23 protein-coding genes are annotated in these 24,241 nt (G+C 53.9%); 5 read left to right on the forward strand and 18 right to left on the reverse strand.

Annotated features, from left to right (window positions below; translation table 11 throughout):
* Positions 1–4: 4 nt before the first annotated feature.
* The 3 genes from FFI90_RS17685 to FFI90_RS17695 are packed head-to-tail and all read left to right on the forward strand — an operon-like array spanning position 5 to position 3,666.
* Complete coding sequence (locus FFI90_RS17685) at positions 5–1,645, forward strand: sensor histidine kinase (RefSeq protein ID WP_144779992.1); 1,641 nt, start codon at positions 5–7, stop codon at positions 1,643–1,645.
* 34 nt (positions 1,646–1,679) lie between these two features.
* Positions 1,680–3,059 carry a sigma-54-dependent transcriptional regulator gene (locus tag FFI90_RS17690; RefSeq protein ID WP_144779994.1) on the forward strand — a complete coding sequence of 460 codons (1,380 nt, stop codon included), beginning with the start codon at positions 1,680–1,682 and terminating at the stop codon, positions 3,057–3,059.
* Between the two features lie 52 nt (positions 3,060–3,111).
* The gene (locus FFI90_RS17695; protein WP_144780239.1) at positions 3,112–3,666 is read left to right on the forward strand and encodes a GspH/FimT family pseudopilin; all 555 of its coding nucleotides are present in this window, start codon (positions 3,112–3,114) and stop codon (positions 3,664–3,666) included.
* 15 nt (positions 3,667–3,681) lie between these two features.
* On the opposite strand, the gene FFI90_RS17700 is transcribed toward FFI90_RS17695, so the two are convergent.
* The 13 genes from FFI90_RS17700 to murJ form a co-directional block, all read right to left on the reverse strand.
* Positions 3,682–4,137 carry a type IV pilin protein gene (locus tag FFI90_RS17700; protein WP_144779996.1) on the reverse strand — a complete coding sequence of 152 codons (456 nt, stop codon included), beginning with the start codon at positions 4,135–4,137 and terminating at the stop codon, positions 3,682–3,684.
* Positions 4,137–7,301 (reverse strand): pilus assembly protein, encoded by a 3,165-nt coding sequence (locus tag FFI90_RS17705; protein ID WP_144779998.1) that lies wholly within the window; start codon positions 7,299–7,301, stop codon positions 4,137–4,139. Before FFI90_RS17705 ends, FFI90_RS17700 begins: the two co-directional genes overlap by 1 nt.
* Positions 7,298–7,675: a hypothetical protein gene (locus FFI90_RS17710; RefSeq protein ID WP_144780000.1), complete on the reverse strand. Its 378-nt coding sequence runs from the start codon at positions 7,673–7,675 to the stop codon at positions 7,298–7,300. Before FFI90_RS17710 ends, FFI90_RS17705 begins: the two co-directional genes overlap by 4 nt.
* Positions 7,676–7,714: 39 nt before the next feature.
* Entirely contained in the window at positions 7,715–8,233 is a 519-nt protein-coding gene (locus tag FFI90_RS17715) for a pilus assembly PilX family protein (RefSeq protein ID WP_144780002.1), read from the reverse strand.
* Positions 8,224–9,498, reverse strand: a complete 1,275-nt coding sequence (locus FFI90_RS17720) for a PilW family protein (RefSeq protein WP_144780004.1) — start codon at positions 9,496–9,498, stop codon at positions 8,224–8,226. The genes FFI90_RS17715 and FFI90_RS17720 overlap by 10 nt, the downstream gene beginning before the upstream one ends.
* Positions 9,495–10,028 carry a type IV pilus modification protein PilV gene (pilV, locus tag FFI90_RS17725; protein WP_186318016.1) on the reverse strand — a complete coding sequence of 178 codons (534 nt, stop codon included), beginning with the start codon at positions 10,026–10,028 and terminating at the stop codon, positions 9,495–9,497. Before pilV ends, FFI90_RS17720 begins: the two co-directional genes overlap by 4 nt.
* A gap of 22 nt (positions 10,029–10,050) precedes the next feature.
* Positions 10,051–10,632 carry a GspH/FimT family pseudopilin gene (locus FFI90_RS17730; RefSeq protein ID WP_144780008.1) on the reverse strand — a complete coding sequence of 194 codons (582 nt, stop codon included), beginning with the start codon at positions 10,630–10,632 and terminating at the stop codon, positions 10,051–10,053.
* A gap of 186 nt (positions 10,633–10,818) precedes the next feature.
* The gene (gene ispH, locus FFI90_RS17735) at positions 10,819–11,772 is read right to left on the reverse strand and encodes a 4-hydroxy-3-methylbut-2-enyl diphosphate reductase (RefSeq protein ID WP_144780011.1); all 954 of its coding nucleotides are present in this window, start codon (positions 11,770–11,772) and stop codon (positions 10,819–10,821) included.
* A 2-nt stretch (positions 11,773–11,774) separates the two neighbouring features.
* Positions 11,775–12,227 (reverse strand): FKBP-type peptidyl-prolyl cis-trans isomerase, encoded by a 453-nt coding sequence (gene fkpB, locus FFI90_RS17740; RefSeq protein WP_144780013.1) that lies wholly within the window; start codon positions 12,225–12,227, stop codon positions 11,775–11,777.
* A gap of 5 nt (positions 12,228–12,232) precedes the next feature.
* Positions 12,233–12,757: a signal peptidase II gene (gene lspA / locus FFI90_RS17745; RefSeq protein WP_144780015.1), complete on the reverse strand. Its 525-nt coding sequence runs from the start codon at positions 12,755–12,757 to the stop codon at positions 12,233–12,235.
* Positions 12,757–15,576 (reverse strand): isoleucine--tRNA ligase, encoded by a 2,820-nt coding sequence (ileS, locus tag FFI90_RS17750; protein WP_144780017.1) that lies wholly within the window; start codon positions 15,574–15,576, stop codon positions 12,757–12,759. The genes lspA and ileS overlap by 1 nt, the downstream gene beginning before the upstream one ends.
* A gap of 72 nt (positions 15,577–15,648) precedes the next feature.
* On the reverse strand, positions 15,649–16,608 hold the full coding sequence (gene ribF / locus FFI90_RS17755; RefSeq protein WP_144780019.1) for a bifunctional riboflavin kinase/FAD synthetase: 960 nt from the start codon (positions 16,606–16,608) through the stop codon (positions 15,649–15,651).
* Positions 16,609–16,692: 84 nt separating this feature from the next.
* Entirely contained in the window at positions 16,693–18,189 is a 1,497-nt protein-coding gene (murJ, locus tag FFI90_RS17760) for a murein biosynthesis integral membrane protein MurJ (protein ID WP_246123667.1), read from the reverse strand.
* 395 nt (positions 18,190–18,584) lie between these two features.
* Here murJ and rpsT point away from each other — a divergent pair, with 395 nt between their 5' ends.
* Positions 18,585–18,854, forward strand: coding sequence for a 30S ribosomal protein S20 (gene rpsT, locus FFI90_RS17765; RefSeq protein WP_144780023.1), 270 nt, complete (start codon positions 18,585–18,587; stop codon positions 18,852–18,854).
* A gap of 83 nt (positions 18,855–18,937) precedes the next feature.
* On the opposite strand, the gene proB is transcribed toward rpsT, so the two are convergent.
* From proB to rplU, 4 genes are all read right to left on the reverse strand, one after another.
* Positions 18,938–20,062 (reverse strand): glutamate 5-kinase, encoded by a 1,125-nt coding sequence (gene proB, locus FFI90_RS17770; protein ID WP_144780025.1) that lies wholly within the window; start codon positions 20,060–20,062, stop codon positions 18,938–18,940.
* Positions 20,063–20,092: 30 nt separating this feature from the next.
* A complete protein-coding gene (cgtA, locus tag FFI90_RS17775) occupies positions 20,093–21,283 on the reverse strand; it encodes an Obg family GTPase CgtA (protein WP_144780027.1) in 1,191 nt (396 codons plus the stop codon).
* A gap of 146 nt (positions 21,284–21,429) precedes the next feature.
* Positions 21,430–21,693: a 50S ribosomal protein L27 gene (gene rpmA / locus FFI90_RS17780; RefSeq protein WP_144780029.1), complete on the reverse strand. Its 264-nt coding sequence runs from the start codon at positions 21,691–21,693 to the stop codon at positions 21,430–21,432.
* Between the two features lie 35 nt (positions 21,694–21,728).
* Entirely contained in the window at positions 21,729–22,040 is a 312-nt protein-coding gene (rplU, locus tag FFI90_RS17785; protein ID WP_096784044.1) for a 50S ribosomal protein L21, read from the reverse strand.
* Between the two features lie 249 nt (positions 22,041–22,289).
* Here rplU and ispB point away from each other — a divergent pair, with 249 nt between their 5' ends.
* Positions 22,290–23,258 (forward strand): octaprenyl diphosphate synthase, encoded by a 969-nt coding sequence (gene ispB / locus FFI90_RS17790; RefSeq protein ID WP_144780031.1) that lies wholly within the window; start codon positions 22,290–22,292, stop codon positions 23,256–23,258.
* Here ispB and FFI90_RS17795 read toward each other — a convergent pair.
* Complete coding sequence (locus FFI90_RS17795; RefSeq protein WP_144780033.1) at positions 23,255–24,238, reverse strand: glutathione S-transferase family protein; 984 nt, start codon at positions 24,236–24,238, stop codon at positions 23,255–23,257. The two genes, ispB and FFI90_RS17795, sit on opposite strands and share 4 nt — an antisense overlap.
* Positions 24,239–24,241 lie beyond the last annotated feature (3 nt).

Genomic DNA, 24,241 nt, shown 5'->3' on the forward strand with positions numbered 1-24,241 from the left:
AACTATGACAACAGATACGGCATCGGCGGTCCTAACCGACAAACGAACACCCGGCTTTCAGCAAGCCAAGTTGTTTCGCATCTACAATCATTACCGGGTGGTTATCAGCGTTGTTCTGGTGGCTCTCCTGTTTGTTGACCCCGTTAATTTTGACCTCCGCTTCCGACTATTGGACTACTACCAGTTTGGCGTCGTGGGCTATCTGGCGCTGAACAGCTTTATTGCTTTGACCATGCTGGCCGGCTTTCAGCCAGGACAACGGCACATCACCTTATCAATACTGCTGGATATCCTGATCATGCACGGGCTGCTATTTGCAAGTACCGGCATCACGAACGGGCTTGCCAATCTCGTCATTGTTTCCGTGGCCGCAGGCAACATTCTTAACCCCAGCCGCATGGGAACTTTCTATGCCGCTCTGGCGGCCATCTGTTCACTCAGCATTTCGGGCTGGGCGGTGCTGACACTTGACGGCCCCGCCGATGATATCGTGCGTGCCGGCTCGCTTGGCATCCTGTATTTTGCTACTGCGTTTGTCCTGCAAAATATTTCTCTGCGAATGATGCGCAGCGAAGCACTGGCCAGCAGCCGTGCACAAAGCATTGTCGAGCTGGAACAAATCAACCAGCAGATCATCCAGCGCATGCGCACCGGCATTCTGGTGCTCGACCGGTTTGGCCAGATACGCCTCGCGAACGCGGCTGCTGAAGAACTGCTGTTTGGCATCCCAATCGATAAAGGTACGACGCCAACTCGACCAAAAACCCTCCCGGGCCAGCTCAAATCCGGCCTGGAAGCGTGGCTTAAAAATCCGGCAAGGCGCACAGAGCCGTTTCAGTCGGCTCCCACCTCTCCGCTCCTGCAAGTCAATTTTACCCAGCTTGATCAAGAGCGCGGAGACCAGATTCTGGTATTTATCGAAGACATGAGCAAAGTGACGCAGCAGGCCCAGCAGATGAAACTCGCGTCGCTCGGCCGGCTGACTGCCGGTATTGCCCATGAAATCCGCAATCCGCTTGGGGCCATCAGCCATGCAGCACAGTTGATGGAAGAGTCGCCTCATCTCGATACCGGGGACCAGCAAATGCTGGGCATTATCCGGCGCCATTCGCGTCGCGCAAATGGCATAATCGAGAACGTGCTCAGCCTTTCCCGGCGCAAATCGGCCCATGCCGACCTGGTTGATGTAGGCAGCTGGCTGAAGGAATTCAGAACTGACTTCCTCCAAACCCAGGACAACGCCATACCCGCCACGGATGTGATATTACACACCATCACCAACATGCCCGAAGCGCGATTCGATAAAAGCCAGATCGAACAGGTGCTGGTGAACCTGTGTGACAACGGCTTGCGTTACAGCTACCAGCAAACCGGAGAGCGCAGAATCGAGCTCAACGCCGGCGCTACGGCCGATGGCGAGCGAGCTTACGTGGATGTAAGAGATTTTGGCCCGGGTGTAGCCCCGGGCTCAAACCATTTGGTTTTCGAGCCATTTTACACCACCGACAAAGGTGGCACGGGCCTTGGGCTTTATCTGGCGAGAGAACTGTGCGAGTCTAATCAGGCCCATTTGTCCCTAGTGGAAGACTACCAACCCGGCTGCTGTTTCCGCATTACCTTTGCTCACCCAGGGCGAATGATCTGACGTGGAACTGACAAAACGGAACCGACAAAAAAAGATGACCACTCACACAGCGCTGATTGTTGACGACGAACCCGACATTCGGGATCTTCTCGAAATTACCCTTACGCGGATGGGCATAAAAACCCTCACCGCCCCAGACCTTACCAACGCATTCAGACTGCTGGAGCAGCATACTCCGCAGTTATGCCTGACCGACATGAATCTGCCAGACGGCAACGGCATCGAATTGGTACAGTGGATTCAACAGCACCGGCCGGACATGCCAGTTGCCGTTATCACGGCCTACGGAAGCATGGACACGGCGATTGAATCCCTGAAAGCCGGCGCGTTTGATTTTGTCTCCAAACCCGTTGAGCTCTCCAGGCTTCGGGAACTGGTAAACAGCGCGCTCAGGCTATCGGAGCCTCGCCCTGCTATTGATGAGGCCATCGATGAGCCCGGCCTTTTGCTTGGCAACTCCATGCAAATCAAAAAGCTACGCAATCAGACCCGTAAGCTTGCCAGAAGCCAGGCACCGGTGTTTATCAGCGGTGAATCCGGCAGCGGCAAAGAGCTGGTGGCGCGAATGATCCACCTTCAGGGGCCGCGCAGTGCTGCGCCCTTCACCGCTGTAAACTGCGGTGCGATTCCTTCAGAACTGATGGAAAGTGAGTTTTTCGGGCACAAAAAAGGAAGCTTTACGGGCGCCGTTGAAAACAAGGATGGCCTGTTCCGCTCTGCCGACGGCGGCACACTGTTTCTGGACGAAGTAGCGGACCTGCCCCTCGCTATGCAGGTAAAGTTGCTACGCGCCATTCAGGAAAAAGCCGTGCGCCCGGTAGGCGATACCAAAGAAATACCCGTCGACATTCGTTTGCTGAGCGCCACACATAAGAACCTGGCGGAACTGGTTCAGGCGGGAAGCTTCCGCCAAGACCTGTTCTACCGGATTAACGTGATAGAACTGGCCGTCCCTCCCCTGAGAGATCGCACGGACGATATCGCGCTGCTGGCGAATCACATACTTGAACGCATCGCCCGGGAATACGAATGCGATGCGGCAACACTGTCTCAAGACGCGGTAGACCGGCTGAAAGAGCATGACTTTCCAGGCAACGTGCGGGAGCTGGAGAATATTCTTGAACGCGCCTTTACTCTGTGCGATGCCGAGAAAATCAGCGCCTCTGACCTGCATCTTGGCACTGGCCTTGGAGCCGCCGCAGTCGATATCAGTGGCAGTGCAACGTCAGACGTCAGCCCGACTCTGGTACCGGAGGGTGATATTGATCTGGAGGGCTACCTCGAATCCATCGAGCGCCAGGCTATCGAAAAAGCCCTGGAGGCAACTCGTTGGAACAAAACCGCAGCGGCCAAGAGGCTGGGGATCAGCTTTCGGGCGTTGCGGTACCGGTTGAAGAAGTTAGGAATGGAGTGAATAATAACGAGGCTTTCAGGAAGAAAGCCGCTAATTTTGCCAAGGAGGCAACATGACTTTTGCTCGGAACAAAGGCTTAACGCTTGTTGAGCTACTAATCACACTGATCATTCTTTCCATTACGTTCAGCTTTGCGGTGCCTGCAATGGATCGTGAGATTGCCCAATCGCGCCAGCGCGAACTGATCGCAACCTACCATGGCGCCTTTTCATTCGCTCGCTCACAAGCAGTTCATACCGGAGCCCTCGTTACCATATGCCCGCTGTCTTCTGGTAACCGATGCGTAAACGACTGGACGCTACCCGCAGCGATATTCCCGGACCGAGACAAGAACCTGCGACCGGATAGCAACACTGTATGGAAACTTATTCCACCTGTGACAAACTACCGCATCAAATCCCGCACAGGCGGGCGTGGCTACTTAACATTCGGCCCCAACGGTCTTATCCACGGAGCCAGTGGCTCGTTGATAGCATGCCCAGAACAGAACTCACAGCAACCAATGAGTTACCTCAGTGTCAATCGTGGCGGTCGCTTCCGCGCAGTTCATGATAAAGACTTCGACAATAAAGTCCGGCTATCCTGGGGCGCAGTGATTCAGTGCTGAAGCCACGGTTATCTTCTATTTTTTCCAGCTCGTCTCGCCGGTGCCGATGCCGCCGCTGTTGTCTTTATCCCAGCGTCTAATACCCTGGTTATTCAGATCCAAGAAACCATCCCCGGCCTGAGCATTTGCCGGGGTTGCTTTCACTACGAACGCAGAGTCCGACGCACTCTCGACAGTAAGGTTGTAGTACGCGGTTCCACCGTCACTGGGTACCTGATCGTAGTAAATATCAGGGGCTCCGGTGTCCCCACCGCCAGAGCCAGCCCCCTTGTATGTATTGTTAGCTGTAAAATGCCGCTCCATGGCTGCTGCCAACCCCATGAGAGCGGACTGCGCTTCGGCCCTTCGGGATGATTTCACATGTTCCTCATAAGAAGGGTAAGCCACAGCGGCAAGAATGCCGACAATGGCAACCACAATCATCACTTCTATCAAAGTGAAGCCTTGATGTTCGCGACCGCCAAACCCCATCACTCAACCTCCCTCCAAAACGTTTGAGTAAAGGTGTTGCTATCCTCTACCTGCTCGCAGTTTGTACCAACACAGATAAACGCGTTCTTTTCCGTCCGTAACAGTTTCGGCGGAGGCGGTATACCGGGAACCGGTACATCTTTACTGCGATCACTCTTTTTGAGATCTTCGATTCCATCATAATTACGCACCGGTCGGCCATCACGTAGTAGCACCGAGTAAAGTCGCGAGCGGCCCGTTGATGGCGCACACGCTGACAGAGAAGCCGCAGGTTCATACGTTGTGAAGGTAGCTACCCCATCAACTACAATGCTCGATGAAAGCATTTTTTCACCACTGTTCTCAAAGCTGAGCATCCAACCACTGGCGTTAGATAAATTTTCCTCTGCTGTTAGCTTTTCTGCATCCGTACCCTCGCCTATTTTGTTGTCTGTTATGTCGTACAGGTCACTCTCAGTAAGAGTGGAATAGCTTACATTGCTGGAGCTAGGGTCAACCGGCGCTCCAAACAATGCGGGAATACGAATCATGTACGCGCGATCTTCGATAACCTTGTTCAAAGGATGAGCGTGATAGCCAGACCCAATTACCAACGTCAGATAGCGTTTACCCCAATACCGGCTGATGGAAAGATCCGGCGTATGGTAAAAGCGTCGTGCATTCGCGACCTCGTCGCCCGCAAAATCTGCAATGCGACCGCCGAACGCCAGTGTACCTACAGAGTTGCCGTTATTCAGATCAAACCGCCAGATCTGTCCACCCATATCACCAACGTAAACTTGGTCTGCAAGATCATCTCCGTCTATATCAAGCACTTTCGGGGAGGCGGGCATGCTGTACTTCATGTTACCAAGCTCAAGATTGGCACCTGACCCTGCTGGGCCTGCCCACCACAACCTCTGACCGGTAATCGCATCCACGATGTAAAGAGCGCGACCCATATCGTCTTCGGTGCGAGTGGTCGCGTTATCTTGGTCCGCGTCATAGCCACCGGCAAAAAACAGCACATCCTTCACGGTTCCGTCGATGTTCACTTTACTCTTTACCGGCGTAGACCAACTCTGGCCAAGCTCAACAAAATCACCCGAGCCTCCAGATATGCGCCACATTGCCTTTGGCGCCGACCTATCGGTGGCATCCAGCGCATAATAGCTGCGACCACCTCTGCGCATCCCGGCGTAGAGATACACATGATCTCCGTCAGCTAACTCAACATCCCCACTAGGGTTTTTCACCCAGCTAACGATTGGACCGTCCATACCATAGATGCGATCCACCACGGTATCGGCGTTATCCATAAACGTCTGCTGATTCTTCAGTAACTCGGCCGGCATAAATGCGAAATGAGACTCGCCGGTTTCGCCGTTAATTGCATGAATATAGCCCTGATTATCACCAAAAAATACCGATGTATCCGGACTTGCCTCTGTGCCACCATAAACAATCAACCTTGGTTCCGAATGCAAGGGATCCGAGATGAACTTACGGGCGTCATTGGTCTGGTTGTTGCCATTCTCATCCAGAACATCCTCACCCCGAATCCAACGTATTAGCTCCAGCTGCTCGGCATCAGTCATGGTGCTATCGCCAAGCAGTGTCTTCGTTATGGAGCCTGTGTTGGAGGCCGCGATAAGGTTATCACTTGCGTTCAGGTTATTTCCCTGGATCCAGGTATAAACTTTTCTGCTATTTGTTGCATCAGGCAGTTTCGAACGAACACCCCCTGCTGTTACTGCTCTTCCATCCGGCGCTTGCGACCACCAACTTTGCGCTCCGTCTTTAAAGAAGCCAGTTGACGAATCAATTGCCTGGTTGCCATTGGCATCTACAATTTCTCCCGTATCGGAAATTTTGTAACGCTTCAGGTTGCCCTCCCAGAGAGGTCGGGTATCAGGTTCGAAAACGGAGTAGTAGAGCGCATCAAAGTGATTCAGCCGGTTAAACGAGTTAACTGCAACACCGGGAGCAACAAACGTACTGCTGGTTTCCAGTACACTTCTTACAATGTCATCAAAGGCTCCCGCCAACTCTTCCGCATCATTCGCCAGATAATACTTACCTCCGCCAGCTGTTGCTGCCGCAGCCAAAAGAGGGTCATTAAGCTCAAATCCAACAGTATATGTGGTTATCGTCTGATCGCCAGCGTGAGCTGAGGACATATCATTATTTCTCATATAACCGGCTATTTCATCAAGGCAGTTACCCGAGCAGGACTCACCTATTTCGCCCTCCATGGTACCTTCATGGTTGGCATCTCTTGTTGGAGCTCCATCCGTCAGAACAATGACATTGTTTGATTGGCACTCAAGTGATATTGGGGATACATAACCATTTTTCTGGCTGTTTATCGGATTCGAGTCTAAAAACTGTGAGCCACCTTGATAATATCGCATCGCCTCAAAAAGTGTTTCTGAGAGTGGAGTCCAGGTGTCGTGATCCAGGCTGTCAACGGCTGCTTTAAAAGTACTTCGATTGGTAGCGACATCTTCCACAGGATTGAGAAGGTGCCCACCTTCATCGGCACTACCTCTTGTATTAAAAGCCATCAAACCTATATTTACACCAGTGGTACTATCTGCCAACTGACGCGCGACGCCCTTCATAACATCCATGCGCGTCATCTTTACTGTACCACCACTCGTCGCCTGCCAGTTGCGGTAGTTGGCGGAAAAATAAGTTTGAGTGTCAAATTTTGACCAATTTTTTATACTCGATCTATCGTTATCCGCCTCACAATCGGTTGTGCTGTTATTGACATTAACCTTATCAAAGCTATTCCACTTATTTTGATAATAATAAGCCATCCTATAGCTCTTTAACTCACCAACTTGATCAATTCTCGCTAGCATATCCGAGCAGTCGATCACTGAGCGTTTAACCGTGTACCAGCTACCACTTTGCTTATAATAAACAAAATCGGAATCAAAACCTGAGCTAGGATATGTCTTGGATGGATCGTAAACAGGATCAACCGGAACATTAACGGTAACTTCTGCGTCCATACTCCCGGAGTTATCCAGAATAAACAGTAGGTTTGGTCGAATACTGGTATTGTTCTGGGTGTTAAAGAAAATCTCAGTATCATCCGCCACTGCGGCAGTGGAGCTAAGGGCCATAGCAAAGCCACAGAAAAAAGCCGTTAATCTGCCTTTATAAGTCTTCATTCGTCACCCCCACTACGGGTCTGAAAATAATGAACACGATTTACCTTTGAGCTTGAGGCGTCAATAAAAACGGTTCCAGGGCTATTCCTGTATGTTCCACTGGCGGTCTCCGCAAGCAGGCTCTTACCTCCAACGCTAAAGGTGATTCCATCCGCTGGGGAAAGTGCTCTGTACTCGCAGTCATCACACTCCTGAAAGCGAATTTCTAACACTCCGGATGCCTTTGAATACACAACCACGACCTTCGGAGACTCTACGGCCCGCTCTTCCAATATTATCTCGCTGTATGCGAATGCTGAGGGTGTCTGCTGTGCCCAGGAAGCCTGAGCCACGAGCGCACTTAACAGGATCACGACCTTTATCAGGTAACTCATATGTTCACCTCTGGATGATTTTTCCCAATAAAAATGTTTTTAATAGAAAACAACGCTTACACCACGAATCACCCGACTACTGGCTCCGGCACCAGTTACCGATGCATCTCCAATAATCTCATAGCGTTGGCGGAATGTTTCTATGTCCTCTCCAAACGAATGTCCTTCGACCAGATTCGCTTCACCGAGGTATCGGAGCTCTGCGGTTGCAACCTTGCCTGAACCAACGCCACTATAGGCCTTAGGTGTCGTTGCAACGCGTATGCCGGCATCCAGGGCATCCAAAGCCAATTTCCACTCGTTCGAGCTGGAGTCCATGGGTTCCAGCTTCCGGAAAAGATCTTGACTGGCAGCTTCAGCGGACAAAAATGCCTGTCGGGCATTCTGTGCATTGGCCGACATGCGCTCCTGAAGAATGGATGTATTCATGCTGGCAAGCCCGATAACGGTTATCACCAGCAATATTACCAAGCTGATAATCAACGCAGCTCCACGCTGACGTACTCCTACTGAGCAAATAAGTGCAGCGGGTTTTACAGTGCTATTTTCTAGTTGCATGGGTCACCATCTCCACCGTTATCGTCTGCGTCTTCCCATTCCCACAGGTCCGTAGATCCGAACTGCCTGAACTCTCCACAACGCCGGTTGCGGATATCCAGCGTACTGACAAAGGCCTTACGCAATCGCCTATCTGCGGCATGAGCCTGCTGCCCTGAACCGGGTGCACCAGCGACAAAAACTGTCCCCGGCAGTTCGTATGTCTGACTGTCGTCCTGCTGTAACGCGTTACCAGAAGCGCTAACCAACATGCCGACACGCGCTACCACGACGTCTTTCCAGTCAGAGGCACCCACACCTGAAGCGTCAACGTAGTTAATGGTGTTACTGCTCGCATCCGTTCTCAGGCCGTACTGAATCTTCAATGCCTCCACGCCCTCCACGAGCTCCTCGCGCTGAAAGCTTGGCGTTGCACTGTTGGGAAAGTTGTTTCTGGCGCGATAAAGCGCGGAAATACTGTTGCCCTGATCATCAACGCGTCCGGTATCTGCAACAAAGAAAACTGTGCTCTCAAGCGAGTAGATTTCGGCATCTTCATCCGCTGCATAAGCTGATGACAAGCGGTCACTGCTGTTTGACGAGGAGGCATGCGCTATGGATTTGCTGGCACCGGATGGATTATTGGTCATTCGAAAAATATCGGCAAACTCACAACTGGCAATCATCAACAAAGAACCCGAGCTGAACGCTGCACCTGATCCAAAAAGCCCATCGGGGTCGTCTATCGGTATCGAACCAGCCGCGCTACCCATGCCAGCATTGCTGATTGCTGCATTTAGCAGCCTCGCACGTTGAACCATCAATACATCACTACCAGGCAGCGCGTCGTCCTCAATGATGCCAAGGTCTTCGAAGTCTGTTCCGCTATCCCAGCTTGACTGAGTTGCTGCCGTAACCTGCCACCCCATCAACCCGGAATTATAGAGATACACACTATCCTCGCCGGCTGCTGGCGTCAGTGATGGCGGCGGGTTATCTGCAATGACTCTAACCGGAACGGTGTAGTTATCGGAGCAGCCCTGATAACCCGCCATACGGACTTCCTGAGACATCATTTCCAACCCTATGCGCCCTGACTCCTGAACCCGAGCAAGCGCCTCACCCACCCTCGTGGTCTGCGATGAGTCCATGTAGACGGTAAATATGCCAAGTATAAGGGTCACGCTCAGGGCGAGCGCTACCATCAACTCAACCAGTGAAAGACCGCGCTGAGGCGCGATAGAGGTTTTATCAGCTACTGAAATGCCACGCTTAATATCCCTCATAACGTAAACCCAACAACCGTTTGCTGGTCTTCTGTCGACATCGAATCCTTGGTCTCATTCCAGCGATCTTCCTTCCAGGTAATTGTAACCGTAAAGGCAGTCCCGGCGTTTGTTGCGCCACCGCCACCGGATATAGCCCCTTCCCCTCCTGGCAGCATTGCCATGTTTCCATTGGCGCCTTCTATTTGCTGTTTCCAGGCAAAAATATCTGCAGAAACTCTTTCGGCACCTGTGCATCCATTTGTACCGCAGCTTGGAGCGCTAAGGGTCGTATTGGTTGTGGCACCATCGTAGCTTCCGCTGATAGCTTCTGCGGCATTCGACCTCATGCGGTCAGCCATATCGTAAGCAAGAATGGTGGCCTGGGTGCGCAAAAAAGCCCCTTGGTTATTTTTCAGGCTACCTACGGTAAGACTGGCCATTCCCAAAAGACCGATAGCAAGAACAAGCACGGTGACAAGAATCTCTATCAACGTCATACCACTTTGCCGGTCCGGGTGCCTTGTCACTTGTGGAATCTGCATACTCATAATTTTGTTCCCGGATCCTGGATCAACATTGAAAATCGACACCGTTATGATCTTCACGATTTCCGCTACCATCGCGTGCAGCAGCCCTGGCTTGCCCGGACACAGACAAGATCACACCTCTGGATTCGCTGACACCAAAGGAATCGCATAGCTTGAACGTTATCTGGTTATCACCCGCCGGTGCACCATTTCGAACCAGCGATACAGAAGTCGTGTCAAAGTTGCTACTGGCACCTGTCTTCACCTTAAGGCTTATCCCTCCAGACAGAGCCCCCATAACTTTCAGCACAGTATCACCGCCATCAACACCGCCATTACCGTTCACATCCCGGGCAATCAACCACCCTGCGTTCCAGTCAGTTTGCCCGGTACAACCTGTGCCGTTGCTGGACGAACACAGTAAGACAGACTCTCCTGGCGACTTAGCCGACTCACTTCGCGCATACCCAACCAAGCCCTGTAGTTCATTAAAGGCGGCCGTTGTGCGACTGCGGGTGACCATATCGCTCATCGCTGGCACTGCGATGGTTGCAACAATTGCTACCACAGCGAGAGTGACCATCAGCTCGATCAGTGTAAAACCACTGTTTATCCGGAGATGCATAAAGCCAGAACCTCTGTTTGTATCAGTTTCAGATTACAAAACTCTCATGTGAATAAATACCATGAAGCGACAGGCGGAGAAAAATGAGTGATGAGCGGCATATGGGCAATAAAAAAGCGTGATTGAAGTCACGCTTTTTTATTGCTTCTTGTAGTTTCAAAACCAAATTTCTTGTGCATCTAGCAGCTACTGAACCTCTACCGCATCGATTCGCAATTCCTTAGGCATAGAAAACACAATATTCTCCTCACGCCCCTCAATCTCTTCGGGCACGCTGCCTCCAAGATCCCGCAGGCGGGCAATCACGTCATTGACCAGCACTTCCGGGGCTGAGGCGCCGGCCGTAACGCCGATGGACGATTTGCCCTGGAGCCATTGAGGATCGATCTGGGCAGCTTCGTCGATCAGATAGGCGGGGGTGCCCATACGCTCGGCGAGTTCGCGCAAGCGGTTGGAGTTGGAACTGTTAGGCGAGCCCACAACCAACATAAGATCGCAGTCGCCGGCCAGCTGCTTTACCGCATCCTGGCGATTCTGGGTGGCGTAGCAGATGTCGTCTTTGCGAGGGCCTTCGATCAGTGGGAATCGCTCTCGCAGGGCGTCAATCACGCGGGCGGTGTCGTCCATGGAGAGTGTGGTTTGGGTGACGTAGGAAACGTGTGCCGGGTCGTTCACCTCTAGCTGAGAGACGTCCTCTTCATTCTCAACCAGATAGATATTACCACCGGTACTGTGATCGTACTGGCCCATGGTGCCTTCCACTTCCGGGTGACCGTGGTGCCCTATCAACACGCATTCGCGGCCGTCGCGGCTGTAGCGCATAACTTCCAGGTGCACTTTGGTGACCAGCGGACAAGTGGCGTCGAACACTTTGAGGCCACGGCGGGCGGCTTCGTTCTGCACGGCCTGGGATACGCCGTGGGCACTGAAGATCACCAGCTTGTCGTCTGGCACTTCATCCAGTTCGTCCACAAAAATGGCGCCGCGATTGCGGAGGTTGTCGACCACGAACTTGTTGTGTACGACCTCGTGGCGCACGTAAATGGGCGCACCGAATACGTCCAGGGCACGATTTACGATCTCGATGGCGCGATCCACGCCTGCACAAAAGCCACGGGGGTTTGCCAGTCTTATTTGCATAGTCAGTGCGTCTGCCCTGCCGGTTCTACGTCAATAACTTCGATATCGAAAGTCAGTGTACGCCCGGACAGCGGATGATTGAAGTCCACTTCCACTTCATCCCCTTCCACACGGCTCACCACGCCTGGCAGTTCTTGCTGACGCGCATCCGCAAAGGAGATCATCACACCCGGCTCTAACACCATATCCGCACTGAATTCGTGCCGTTTGAAGGTCTGCAAATTGTTGGGGTTGCGCTGACCAAAGGCCTTTTCGGGTGGCACCTGGTGGCTGGCTTTGTCGCCGGCTTTCATGCCCATCAGGTAGGCTTCAAAATTCTCCGGCAGGCTTTCGTCACCAATTTCCAGAATCGCCGCGTCTTTATCGAAGGTGGTATCAATCACTTCGCCGCTCTCGAACTTGAGCGCAAAGTGCAAGGTTACGCGTGTTCCTTTATCTACAGGCAGTTCTTTCATGGGCTTTATTCGCTCCCGTTCGCAGGCGTGCCGGGATCAGCAGGCTTGCGAAACATATCAAGAATCATCATGGCGGCACCTATGGTAATGGCGGTGTCGGCCAGATTAAATGCGGGAAAGTGCCAGTCCTGCCAATAGAAATGCAGGAAGTCGACGACATAACCGTGCACAACCCGGTCGTAAACATTACCCAGCGCACCACCGAGGATCAATACAATGGCAATGGCCGACCAGGTTTCATGCCGCTGCAGATTTCTCAGCCACCCGACCAGTACCACGCTGACCACAAGCGCCAGCGTTACGAAGAACCAACGCTGCCAGCCTGCCGCACCGGCGAGAAAGCTGAATGCTGCGCCGGTATTGTGCAGGAGCGTCAGGTTAAACATGGGAATCACCGGCACCGGGTTGCCGTAGGTCAGCATGGCCGTTGCCATGGCCTTGGTGCCGAGATCAAGCGCGACCACCAGTACCGCCAGCCACAGCCACTTCAGTTTGCTTCCGGTTACCTGCTCATTCATTGCCAGTTCCATCAGGCAAACGAGCGGGTTTCGCCCGGCCCTTCCACGTTGGTGATACAGCGGCCACACAGCTCTTCATAGTCGGCGTTGGCACCCACATCTGCGCGGTGGTGCCAGCAGCGCTCGCATTTGGCGTGGGTAGCCGGAGCTACCTTTACACGCAGGCCGTCGTAGCTGGTCATCTCAGCGCCGTCAGCCTCGGATACCGGCCTTACGGTTGCTTCGGAGGTGATCAGCACAAAGCGGAGCTCTTCTCCAAGAAATTCCAGGTCCGCCGCCAGCTCACCATCACAATAAAGCGTGACTTCAGCGCTCAGCGATCCTTTGATCTCGCCACGGGCCCGAGCCTCTTCCAGGCGTTTGTTTACCGCCTCTTTCACGCCGAATATCCGGCGCCAGTAATCGCGACCCAGCTCGGCATTTTCGGGCAATTCTGCAAGGCCTTCATACCAGGTCTCATAGAACACTGTCTCGCCGCGATCTCCCGGCAGGTGCTGCCAGATTTCATCTGCGGTGAAGCTCAGAATAGGCGCTATCCAACGCACCAGTGCTTCTGCTACGTGGTAAAGCGCAGTCTGGCAGGATCGCCGCGCCAGGCTGTCCGGCTGAGTGGTGTACTGCCGATCCTTGATAATGTCGAGATAAAAGCCGCCCAGCGTGGCTTCACAGAAGCTGTACACCTTCTGGTAGATCCGCAGGAAGGCGTAATTCTGGTAGTCGTCGTGCAACTCATTTTGCAGCTGCAGAGCACGATCCACCATCCAGCGATCCAGCGCAATCATGTCTTCCGGCGCAACCATGTGTTGTTTCGGATCAAAGCCTGTGAGGTTGCTCAACAGGAAGCGCGAAGTGTTACGAATACGGCGATATCCATCGGCGGTTTGTCGCAGGATATCCTTGGAAACCGTCATCTCACCGCTGTAATCGGTTGCTGAAACCCACAGGCGGAGAATATCGGCACCCAGTTCGTTCATCACTTCCTGGGGTGCGATCACATTCCCCAGAGACTTGGACATCTTGAGACCTTTACCATCCACGGTGAAACCGTGAGTCAGCACCTGCTTATAGGGCGCCACGCCGTTCATGGCAATGGATGTTTTCAATGAGGACTGGAACCAGCCGCGATGCTGGTCAGAGCCTTCCAGATACATATCGGCCGGGAACTGGCCCAGTTCCGGGCGCACACGCAACACAGACTCGTGTGTAACACCCGAATCGAACCACACGTCCAATGTATCCAGAACTTTTTCGTAGTGATCGGCATCGTCGCCCAGAAGTTCGCGGGTATCGATCTCGTACCAGGCATCAATGCCCCCGGTTTCGATAGCCTGAGCCACTTTTTCAATCAGGCTCTGGGTGTCCGGGTGCAGTTCCTGAGTTTCTTTGTGGATAAACAGGGTAATTGGTACGCCCCAAGTGCGCTGACGTGAGATGCACCAGTCCGGAGACTGCTGAAACATGGCTTCAATACGATTCTGACCCCAGGCCGGAACCCAACGCACACCTTTGATGGCTTCCAGTGCATCCGCGCGGAGATTTTCTTTATCCATGCTGATAAACCACTGTGGCGTGGCCCGGTAGATCAGCGGCGTTTTGGTGCGCCAGCAATGAGGGAAGCTGTGACGGAATTTTTCCTTGCGGACGAGTTTGCCTTCACGCGCCAGGGCTTCGCATACTGGCTCGTCGGCCTTGTAGACATGAATGCCTGCAAACTCACCGGTAGCGCTGGTGTAGGTACCGTCGGCCTGAACCATGTTCAGCGTCCCGATACCGTAGGTTTTGCCGACCACAAAGTCTTCCATACCGTGATCAGGCGCCGTGTGAACGGCGCCGGTACCCGCCTCGATTGATACGTGATCACCCAGAATTGCAGGAACCTGCTTATCGTAGATCGGGTGATGCAAGGCCAGGTTTTCAAGATCAGCGCCCAGGCAAGTGCCCAGCACTTCAAAATCCGGAATATCCCAGCGCGCCATAACGCCTTCGACCATGGCCGCAGCCAGAATCATACGCTCGGGGCCGTTACCCGCGTCAACCTGTACCAGTGCATAGTCCAGATCAGCGTTGAGGGATACCGCCTGATTAGCAGGAATGGTCCAGGGCGTCGTGGTCCAGATAACGATAGAAACGTCACCTTCGCCCTTGTCCGTTCCGAACAGCGACAGGGCTTTGGCCTGGTCCACGGCGGTAAAGCGCACATCAATCTGCGTTGACGTTTTGTCCTGGTATTCCACTTCGGCCTCTGCCAGTGCGGACTGACCCACCACACTCCAGTAAACCGGCTTGAAACCTCGGACCACATGCCCTTTGGCGACGATCTTGCCGAGCGCACGCACAATGCCCGCTTCCACTTTCGGATCCATGGTGAGGTAGGGTTTACCCCACTCACCCATGATGCCAAGGCGGATAAAGTCGGCTTTCTGGCCAGCAATCTGCTTGGTGGCGTAGTCACGGCACGCCTGGCGGAAGGTTTTGTAATCGACCTTCACACCGGCCTTGCCGATTTCCTGCTCTACCTTGTGCTCAATCGGCAGACCGTGGCAATCCCAACCCGGCACGTAGGGCGCATCAAAGCCCATGAAGCCGCGGGACTTTACGATCATGTCCTTCAGAATTTTGTTGACCGCATGACCAATGTGAATGCTGCCGTTGGCGTAAGGAGGGCCATCGTGAAGGATGAACTTCTCACGCCCTTCGCGCTGCTGGCGCAGGTTGGCGTAAACGTCCAGATCCTGCCACCGCTTGAGCATCTCGGGCTCGCGCTTGGCCAGGTTGCCGCGCATGGGAAACGCGGTTTCCGGCAGATTCAGGGTGTGCTTATAGTCGCTCATGGTTTGTGTGCGTACTCTTTTGGTCAGTAGGTTTGGTCAGCTTATTTAGTCAATTCTGGTCAGTGCTGCTCTTTAACTTAACGGGTGTTCAGCCAGCCACGCTCTTGCGGCGTCAAAATCTCTGGCGATCTGCGCTTTAAGCGCGCCGATGGATTCAAACTTTTCTTCATCCCGCAGTCCGTGGCGGAAAACAACGTCAACATGCTGGCCATAAAGTGTGCCAGTAAAGTCAAACAGGTGCACTTCCAGTGCTGGCTGTTTGCCATCAACTGTCGGGCGCAAGCCAATGTTGGCAATGCCATCCTGCGCGCTTCCGTCTTCCAGCGTCGCGCTAACAACGTACACGCCGCGCAAGGCTGGCATCTGCCGGAGCAGGATGTTCGCAGTAGGCGACCCGATACGTCGACCCAGCTGCCGACCATAAACAACACGCCCCCGGATACGATACGGGCGCCCAAGCAAAGACTCGGCTTGTTCGAGCTGGTTATCCAGCAGCAGGTTACGGATTCGGGTGCTACTTATTCGCTCGTTTGCGACGGTTACGGTGCGAGTGTTCTCTACTGAAAACCCGGCGGTCTTTCCCACCTTTTCAAGCAGCGCAAAATCCCCGGCCCGATCGCAGCCGAAGCGAAAATCGTCGCCCACAACAAGGTGGCGCACCGCCAGCCCGTCGATAAGAACATCGTCTATAAAGCCCATAGCGGAGTAACTGCGAAAGTTCTCATCGAACTTCAGGCAAAGCACGATATCAATGCCCGCTGCCAGCAGGGTTTCCAATTTCTGCCGAAACCCCATCAGCCGGGGAGGCGCGTCCATACCCTGGAAGAACTCCCTTGGCAGAGGCTCAAAAACCATGACAACCGAGGGTAGATTCAATGCGCGGGCTTTACTTTTTACCTGATCAATAATTGTTTGATGGCCCAAATGAACGCCGTCAAAATTGCCGATCGTGGCAACACAGCCCTCCGCCAGCGGAGAATCCACCTGCCTGGAAAGCATTTTCAGGTTGGTCAGGCTTCGGATCAGACGCATGCAGTGCGAACCTTCATTTGCCAGTTGGCTTTCAGCGTTTGCCCGAGTGTGCAAGACGCTGGTGAGAAAACGCGCGATTATACCTTACCTCTGGAGGAAATGTCTTACCCGCACCCCTGCCAGCGCCAGAACAAGGAAATAGGCGCCACTGGCAGCCACCACCATCATTCCCATATAAAGTGAACGCTCAACGCCGCCTGCCGACAGCCAGCGCATGACCGGCATGTTCAGCCAGAGAATAACGCCAACCATGGCAGCATTCGCAAGGCCAATCTGCACAAAATATTTCCCCCAGCCGGGCTGGCTTTGCCATGCACCCTGCCGTTTGAGCCCGCGCCAGAGCAGAACCGCATTAAGCCAGGCCGACAGCGACGTCGCCAACGCCAGGCCAGCGTGGGCCAAAGGTACGATGAGCGCCAGATTGAAAACCATGTTGGCGACCATGGCAATGATCCCGATTTTTACCGGCGTACGGGTGTCTTGTCGCGCGAAAAATCCCGGCGCCAGAACCTTGATCACCATAAAGGCGAGCAGCCCGGCGGAATAGGCCCGTAAGCTCTGTGCCGACATGACCACATCCCTGTCGGTAACCTCACCATAATGAAACAGGGTTGCGATCAAGGGTTCGGCCAACAACCCCAGCGCCAGAGCGGAAGGCACCCCGATAATCAGCACCGCACGCACGGCCCAGTCCAATGTAGCGGCAAACTGATCTGTGGAGGCTGCGGAGTGCTTGCGCGACAGGCTCGGCAGAATCACCGTCGCAATGGCAATACCGAATACCCCCAAGGGCAGCTCGGAAAGCCGGTCTGAATAATACAGCCAAGATACGCTGCCGGTTTGCAGGAAGGACGCCAATACTGTATCCAGCAGAAGATTGATCTGGCTGACCGACACCCCGAACAGCGCCGGCACCATGAGCTTGAGGATGCGACTGACACCCTCATGTCGATAGTCAACCCGTGGCCGGGGCATGAGTCCCAGCCGCATAAGAAACGGTAACTGGAAAAACAGCTGTAGCGCACCGGCGATGAACACACCCCAAGCCAGAGCCATAACCGGCTCACTCATTAGCGGGGTAAGATAAACAGCCGCACCGATCATCGCTAAATTGAGCAAAACCGGCGTAAAAGCGGGTACCGCGAAACGGTCGTAGCTGTTGAGAATACCGCCGGCAAACGCCGTCAGAGAAATCATCAACAAATACGGAAAGGTAATGCGCAGCATGTCGCTGGTCAGCGCAAATTTGATGTCATCATCCAGGAAGCCGGGTGCAAACACGGCGGTCAAAAGTGGCGCGCCGAGCATGGCCACCAAGGTGATGCCCAGCAGCACAAGTCCAAGCGAGCCGGCTACCGCATCTACCAGACGCTTTACATCAGAAACCGGGCGGTTCTCACGATAGGATGACAACACCGGCACAAACGCCTGTGAAAAGGCACCTTCGGCAAAAAGCCGGCGTAAAAAATTGGGAATCTTGAACGCAACGAAGAAAGCGTCTGCACCGGCACCGGCACCAAAATAGCGGGCGATCACCATATCCCGCACCAGACCCAGCACCCGGGATAGCATGGTCATCATGCCCACCAAACCGGAAGACCTAAGCAGACCGGGCACTTTGGCAGGCGGCTTTTTTTTCGGTTGCTTTTTCGGCAAAGGTTCAGGTTGCGATGACATTCGGGCTTTAGTCCGGTTGCACACTCATTTTGGCCGGGTATTTCGGGAATTACCTGCATCCCCGCTGAACCCGTATCCGGCGAGCCGGGAGTTTACCACAGCCCTTTTGAATCATGGGATCAAATGGGGTTTGGTATTGACATTTACACGTTTGGGCGGCATAGTTCCGCGTCATTTATTTCGACGCGCTGGTTATGGGCGCGCCCGCGATTTCAGGGATCCTCTGGATGGTATTTTGCCCAGAGTTTTCCGTACGAATCATTCAGTAACGAATTTTCAGTACTTTCAGGAGTTTTACGGTGGCAAATACCCCGCAAGCCAAAAAGCGCGCACGTCAGAACGAGAAGAACCGCAAGCACAACGCAAGCCTGCGCTCCATGACCCGCACTTACATGAAAAAAGTTCAGACCAAAATTGAGTCTGGCAACTACGAAGAAGCTCAGGCCGCATTCCAGACTGCCCAGCCTATTATGGACAGCATGGTCAACAAGGGTATCTTCACCAAGAATAAAGTAGCTCGCCAGAAGAGCCGCATGAGCACCAAGATCAAAGCACTGAAAAGCGCCTGATAGCGTCTTGCGCTAGCTAAAAGCTCTTGTTGCTATAAAAAAACCGGCTCGCAGCCGGTTTTTTTATTTCAAATAATTACTTTTCAGACAATTATCATGTTATCGCGATGAATCATCTCTTCGTCGGAAATATAGCCCAGAATTTTCGCAATGCTGTTGCTTGAACGACCGGCTATTGCACCCGCTTCACCTGCATCGTAATTCACCAGCCCGCGAGCAACCTCAATACCTTTTTGATCAACACAGGACACCATCTCGCCACGGCGAAACTGACCGGCAACGCTTTTGACTCCGACAGGGAGAAGGCTGCGCCCACCCTGACGAAGCACTTTCACCGCGCCATCATCGAGCGTCAGCTTGCCGCGAGTCTGCAGATGGCTTGCCAGCCACTGTTTACGCGCCGCAATCCGCCCCTGTTCAGGAAGCAGTAAAGTACCCAGAACATCCCCCTGGTGCAGCCGGGTAAGAACACCCTCAATGCGGCCACCCACAATCACCGTGAAGGCTCCGGATCGCGCTGCAAGGCGCGCGGCACGGAGTTTGGTCTGCATACCGCCGCGACCCAGAACTCCGGCGCTGCCGCCGGCCATGGCATCCAACTCGCGATCACTGGCGAGCCGTTCGGTCACCAGACTGGCATCCGGGTTCTTGCGTGGATCTTTATCAAACAGGCCAAGCTGGTCGGTGAGAATAATCAGGCCGTCTGCCTCAACCACATTAGTAACCAGCGCGCCCAGGGTGTCGTTATCACCAAATCGGATCTCATCGGTAACCACCGTGTCGTTCTCGTTCACGATAGGCACAACACCAAAATCCAGCAGAGCCCTGAGCGTGCTGCGGCCGTTCAGATAACGCTTGCGATCAGAAAGGTCATCATGGGTCAGCAGAATCTGGGCAGTATGAATACCGTGGCGCTTGAATTCTGCCTCCCAGGTCTGCACCAGCCCCATCTGACCCACAGCGGCGGCGGCCTGCAATTCATGCAACTGCTCCGGGCGCTTCTTCCAACCCAGGCGGCTCATCCCTTCAGCCACTGAGCCCGAAGAAACCACAACCAGCTCAACGCCTTGTTTGACCAGCGCCGCCATCTGATCCACCCAGAGCCCAAGCGCTGGCACATCGAGGCCACGGCCATCATTGGTCAGAAGGGCACTTCCAATTTTCACCACCAGGCGGCGTGCCTGATGCAGCTGTGCGCGTTGAGTCATGGCAGGAGCACTATCCTCAAAAGCCAAAATCTAGTCTTTCACATAAACCACTTCAACGTCGTAATCATCGTCGTCGAAGTCATCATCATCTTCTTCACGGGCCGCGCGGCGAGCCTGCCTCTCTTCTTCTATACCAGCCCTGGCCTCTTCATCCATCTGCCGGCGCCGCGCGGCCTCCTGCTCGGCAACCTCAGGGTTTTCCGCTTCTTCTTCGGCTCGCTCTTCAATCCAACGCATAACCGCCTGCGTCAGCGGCTTGGTACCCTCACCGCTTAACGCTGAAATATTGAACACCGGCCCCTTCCAACCAAGCTCATCAATGATCGCCTGGCAATGGGCTTCACGATCTTCTTCCGGCACCATATCGACCTTGTTCAACACCAGCCAGCGCTCTCGGTTAGCCAGGGTTTCGCTGAACTTCTCGAGCTCATGAGCAATAACTTTAACTGCGCTGACAGGCGATGAACCGTCGTAAGGCGCCACATCGACCAGGTGCAGCAATAAACGGGTGCGCACCAGGTGTTTCAGAAAACGAACGCCAAGGCCCGCACCTTCGGCAGCACCTTCAATCAGACCTGGGATATCCGCAATAACAAAGCTCTGATGCATCTGTACACTCACGACACCCAGGTTCGGCACCAGCGTCGTGAACGGATAATCAGCAACTTTGGGTGTAGCGGCTGATACAGACCGTATAAAGGTAGATTTACCTGCGTTGGGCAACCCCAGAAGGCCCACGTCTGCCAGAACCTTCAGCTCCAGACGCAGGTTCCTGAGCTCACCTTCAGAGCCTTTGGATGTTTGGCGGGGCGCGCGATTGATTGATGATTTAAACCGGGTATTGCCCAGACCATGAAATCCGCCCTGAGCTACCTTCAGCTGCTGACCAATACGGGTAAGGTCGCCAAGCACTTCATGAGTATCGACATCAACCACCGTGGTGCCAATCGGTACTGGCAGCACCAGATCTTCACCTTTGGTGCCTGTGCAGTTCCGCCCCGAACCCTGCTCTCCACCCGGCGCCTTGTGCTTACGCTGAAACTGGTAATCGACCAGCGTGTTAAGCGAATCGCTCGCCTCAAGATACACGGAGCCACCGTCACCGCCATCGCCGCCGTCGGGACCACCCCTGGGAACGTATTTTTCACGTCGAAAACTGAGGCAGCCGTGGCCGCCGTTACCGGCTTCAACGATGATTGTGGCTTCGTCTACGAATTTCATGAATCAACCCTTCGCGCGTGGCGCATAAACTAAAAAGCCCCGCAGCCTCAAGGAAGCTTTGCGGGGCTCCGGGTGACACTGACTTCTGACTGTAACAGCAGAATATCAGCGCTACCCAAGGTTCGACAGAACCGGATCGCCGCTGCTTACGCAGCAGCTGGAACGATGCTTACGAACTTGCGGTTCTGTGGACCTTTCACTTCGAACTTGACCTGGCCGTCTGCTTTCGCGAACAACGTGTGGTCTTTACCGAGGCCAACATTGACGCCGGCGTGGAAACGGGTTCCGCGCTGACGAACGATAATGCTGCCTGCAGATACTGATTCGCCGCCGTAGCGCTTCACACCAAGTCTTTTCGACTCGGAATCGCGACCGTTACGGGTACTACCTGCTGCTTTTTTGTGAGCCATGACAAGCCTCCTGATTAAGGGGTTTTTCCCGGGACTTAGCCCTGAATACCCGTGATCTTGACTTCAGTAAACCACTGACGGTGGCCCTGACGCTTCATTGAATGCTTGCGACGACGGAATTTGATGATGTTGATCTTGTCGTGACGACCGTGGCTAACCACCTCGGCAGTAACTTTGGCACCATCAACTACCGGCGCGCCAACTTTGAAGTTGTCGCCATCAGCGATCAGCAGAACGCGATCAAACTCGACGTTGCCACCGGTTTCAACTTCAAGCTTCTCCAGTTTCAGAGTTTCGCCTTCTTTAACACGGTGCTGTTTACCACCGCTAACAATAACTGCGTACATTAACGTTCTCCGCGATTGACCCATCCCTGCTCTTATCCACCTGGTTCTAAGGGAAGCGCTTTGGCAACCCTATAGCAGGGAGCGCAGGTTGGGATGAGTTGGGCGCGTGATTGTACGAAAAGGCGCCCAGCAATACAAGCCAAGTTGACACTAACCTCGGCAATACCTAGCATTGCCGCGTTCTGCCTGTATTATCAGCATACTAGGTAGCGACACAACTACGACATCAGCAAGGGATTCAAAAGCCGCATGACAGCCCCGAGCATTTACGACACCGTGGCAGACGACTTCAGCCGCGTTAATGACCTGATCATCCAGCGACTTTCCTCCGATGTTCCCCTGGTAGAGAAGATAGCCCAGTACATTATCGAAAGCGGCGGTAAGCGCTTGAGGCCTCTACTGGTTTTGCTTTCCAGCCGGGCCGCGGGTTATAGCAAGGATGAGCATCTCAAGCTGGCCGTGGTGATCGAATTTCTTCACACCGCGACACTGCTCCATGACGATGTTGTGGATACATCGGACATGCGCCGTGGCCGAAGCACGGCGAATGCTAACTGGGGGAATGCCCCCAGCGTGCTAGTAGGTGATTTCCTCTACGCCCGCGCGTTCGAGATGATGGTTGAGCTAAAAAGCCTTCCTATTATGGAAATCCTGTCTCACGCCACGGCGGTAATTGCCCAAGGCGAAGTCATGCAGCTGATGAATGTAAAAAACCCGGACATTACCGAAGATCAGTACATGACCGTGATCCACAATAAAACCGCCATGCTGTTCGAAGCTGCCTCCCATTCCGGCGCCTTGCTCGCCAACGCAGACGATGCCCAGGAGCGGGCTCTGAAAAACTACGGTAAACACCTGGGGCTGGCCTTCCAGTTAGTTGACGACGTTCTCGATTATCGTGGCGATGCCGAAGCCATGGGCAAAAACGTTGGCGACGATCTTGCGGAAGGCAAAACCACCCTGCCCCTCATCCACGCCATGGCTCACAGCAGTGAAGAAAACCGGCAACTCATACGCCAGGCCATACGCAAAGGCGGGCTGGATAACCTGCCAAAGGTTCTCGAACTTATTGAAGCTTCCGGGGCGCTGGAATACACCATGGAGCGGGCTATAGCCGAAGCGGCAAAAGCCTCAGACACTCTGAGTGCGCTTGCCGCCTCACCCCACAAAGATGCCCTGCAACTACTGACTCAGGTCGCCGTGGCGCGAGTCAGTTAAAGACTGTCGCGACCGTGGGGAGCCGTGAAATCCAACTGCGGCCCCACCGGCACAACCTGGGTGGGGTTGATGGTCCGTTGGCTCACATAATAGTGGCGCTTGATCTGATCAATACTCACTGTATCAGCCACTCCAGGCACCTGATACAACTCCCTCACGTAACCTGAAAGCGCCGGAAAATCACTGATGCGCTGACGGTTGCACTTAAAGTGACTGTAGTAAACCGCATCAAACCGAACCAACGTCGTGAACAGTCGCCAATCTGCCTCTGTTAAAGCACTCCCAGCCAGATAACGTTGCCCAGACAGCCTGGCTTCCAGCCAATCCAGCGAACCGAACAACGCAGAGTAGGCCTCTTCATACTGCGCCTGAGCCGTGGCAAAACCTGCCTTGTAGACGCCGTTGTTAACCGTGTCGTACACACGTTCATTCACCGCATCAATCTCGGCCTGCAAAGCCTCCGGATAGAAATCCAGATCAGCGTTCACACCGGGCAGACCATCAAATGCCGAGTTGAACATGCGGATAATATCCGCCGACTCATTGCTGGCTATGGTGTTCTGGTGCTTATCCCACAAAACCGGAACCGTCACCCGCCCAGAATATTCCGGTGCTGCCCTAGTATAAATCTGATGCATGAAGCGAAAATCGTGCAAATCATCTGCGTGTAAGCTCTCACCGGGCCGGAACTCCCAGCCATTCTCCACCATATCCGGATGCACAACGGATACAGAAACATGGGCCTCAAGCCCCTTCAGCTTCCGGAAAATCAACGTGCGGTGAGCCCAGGGACAGGCCAGAGACACGTAAAGATGATAACGCCCCGACTCAGCCTTGAAACCGCCCTCACCCGCCGGCCCCGGCGAGCCATCCGCCGTCACCCAGTTCCTGAACCGCGCGGCTTCACGCTCAAATTTGCCACCGGTTTTGCTGGTGTCATACCACTGATCGTACCACTTACCGTCGACGAGAAGACCCATATC

Source organism: Marinobacter maritimus (assembly GCF_007671675.1).
GTDB classification, from domain to species: Bacteria; Pseudomonadota; Gammaproteobacteria; order Pseudomonadales; family Oleiphilaceae; genus Marinobacter; species Marinobacter maritimus.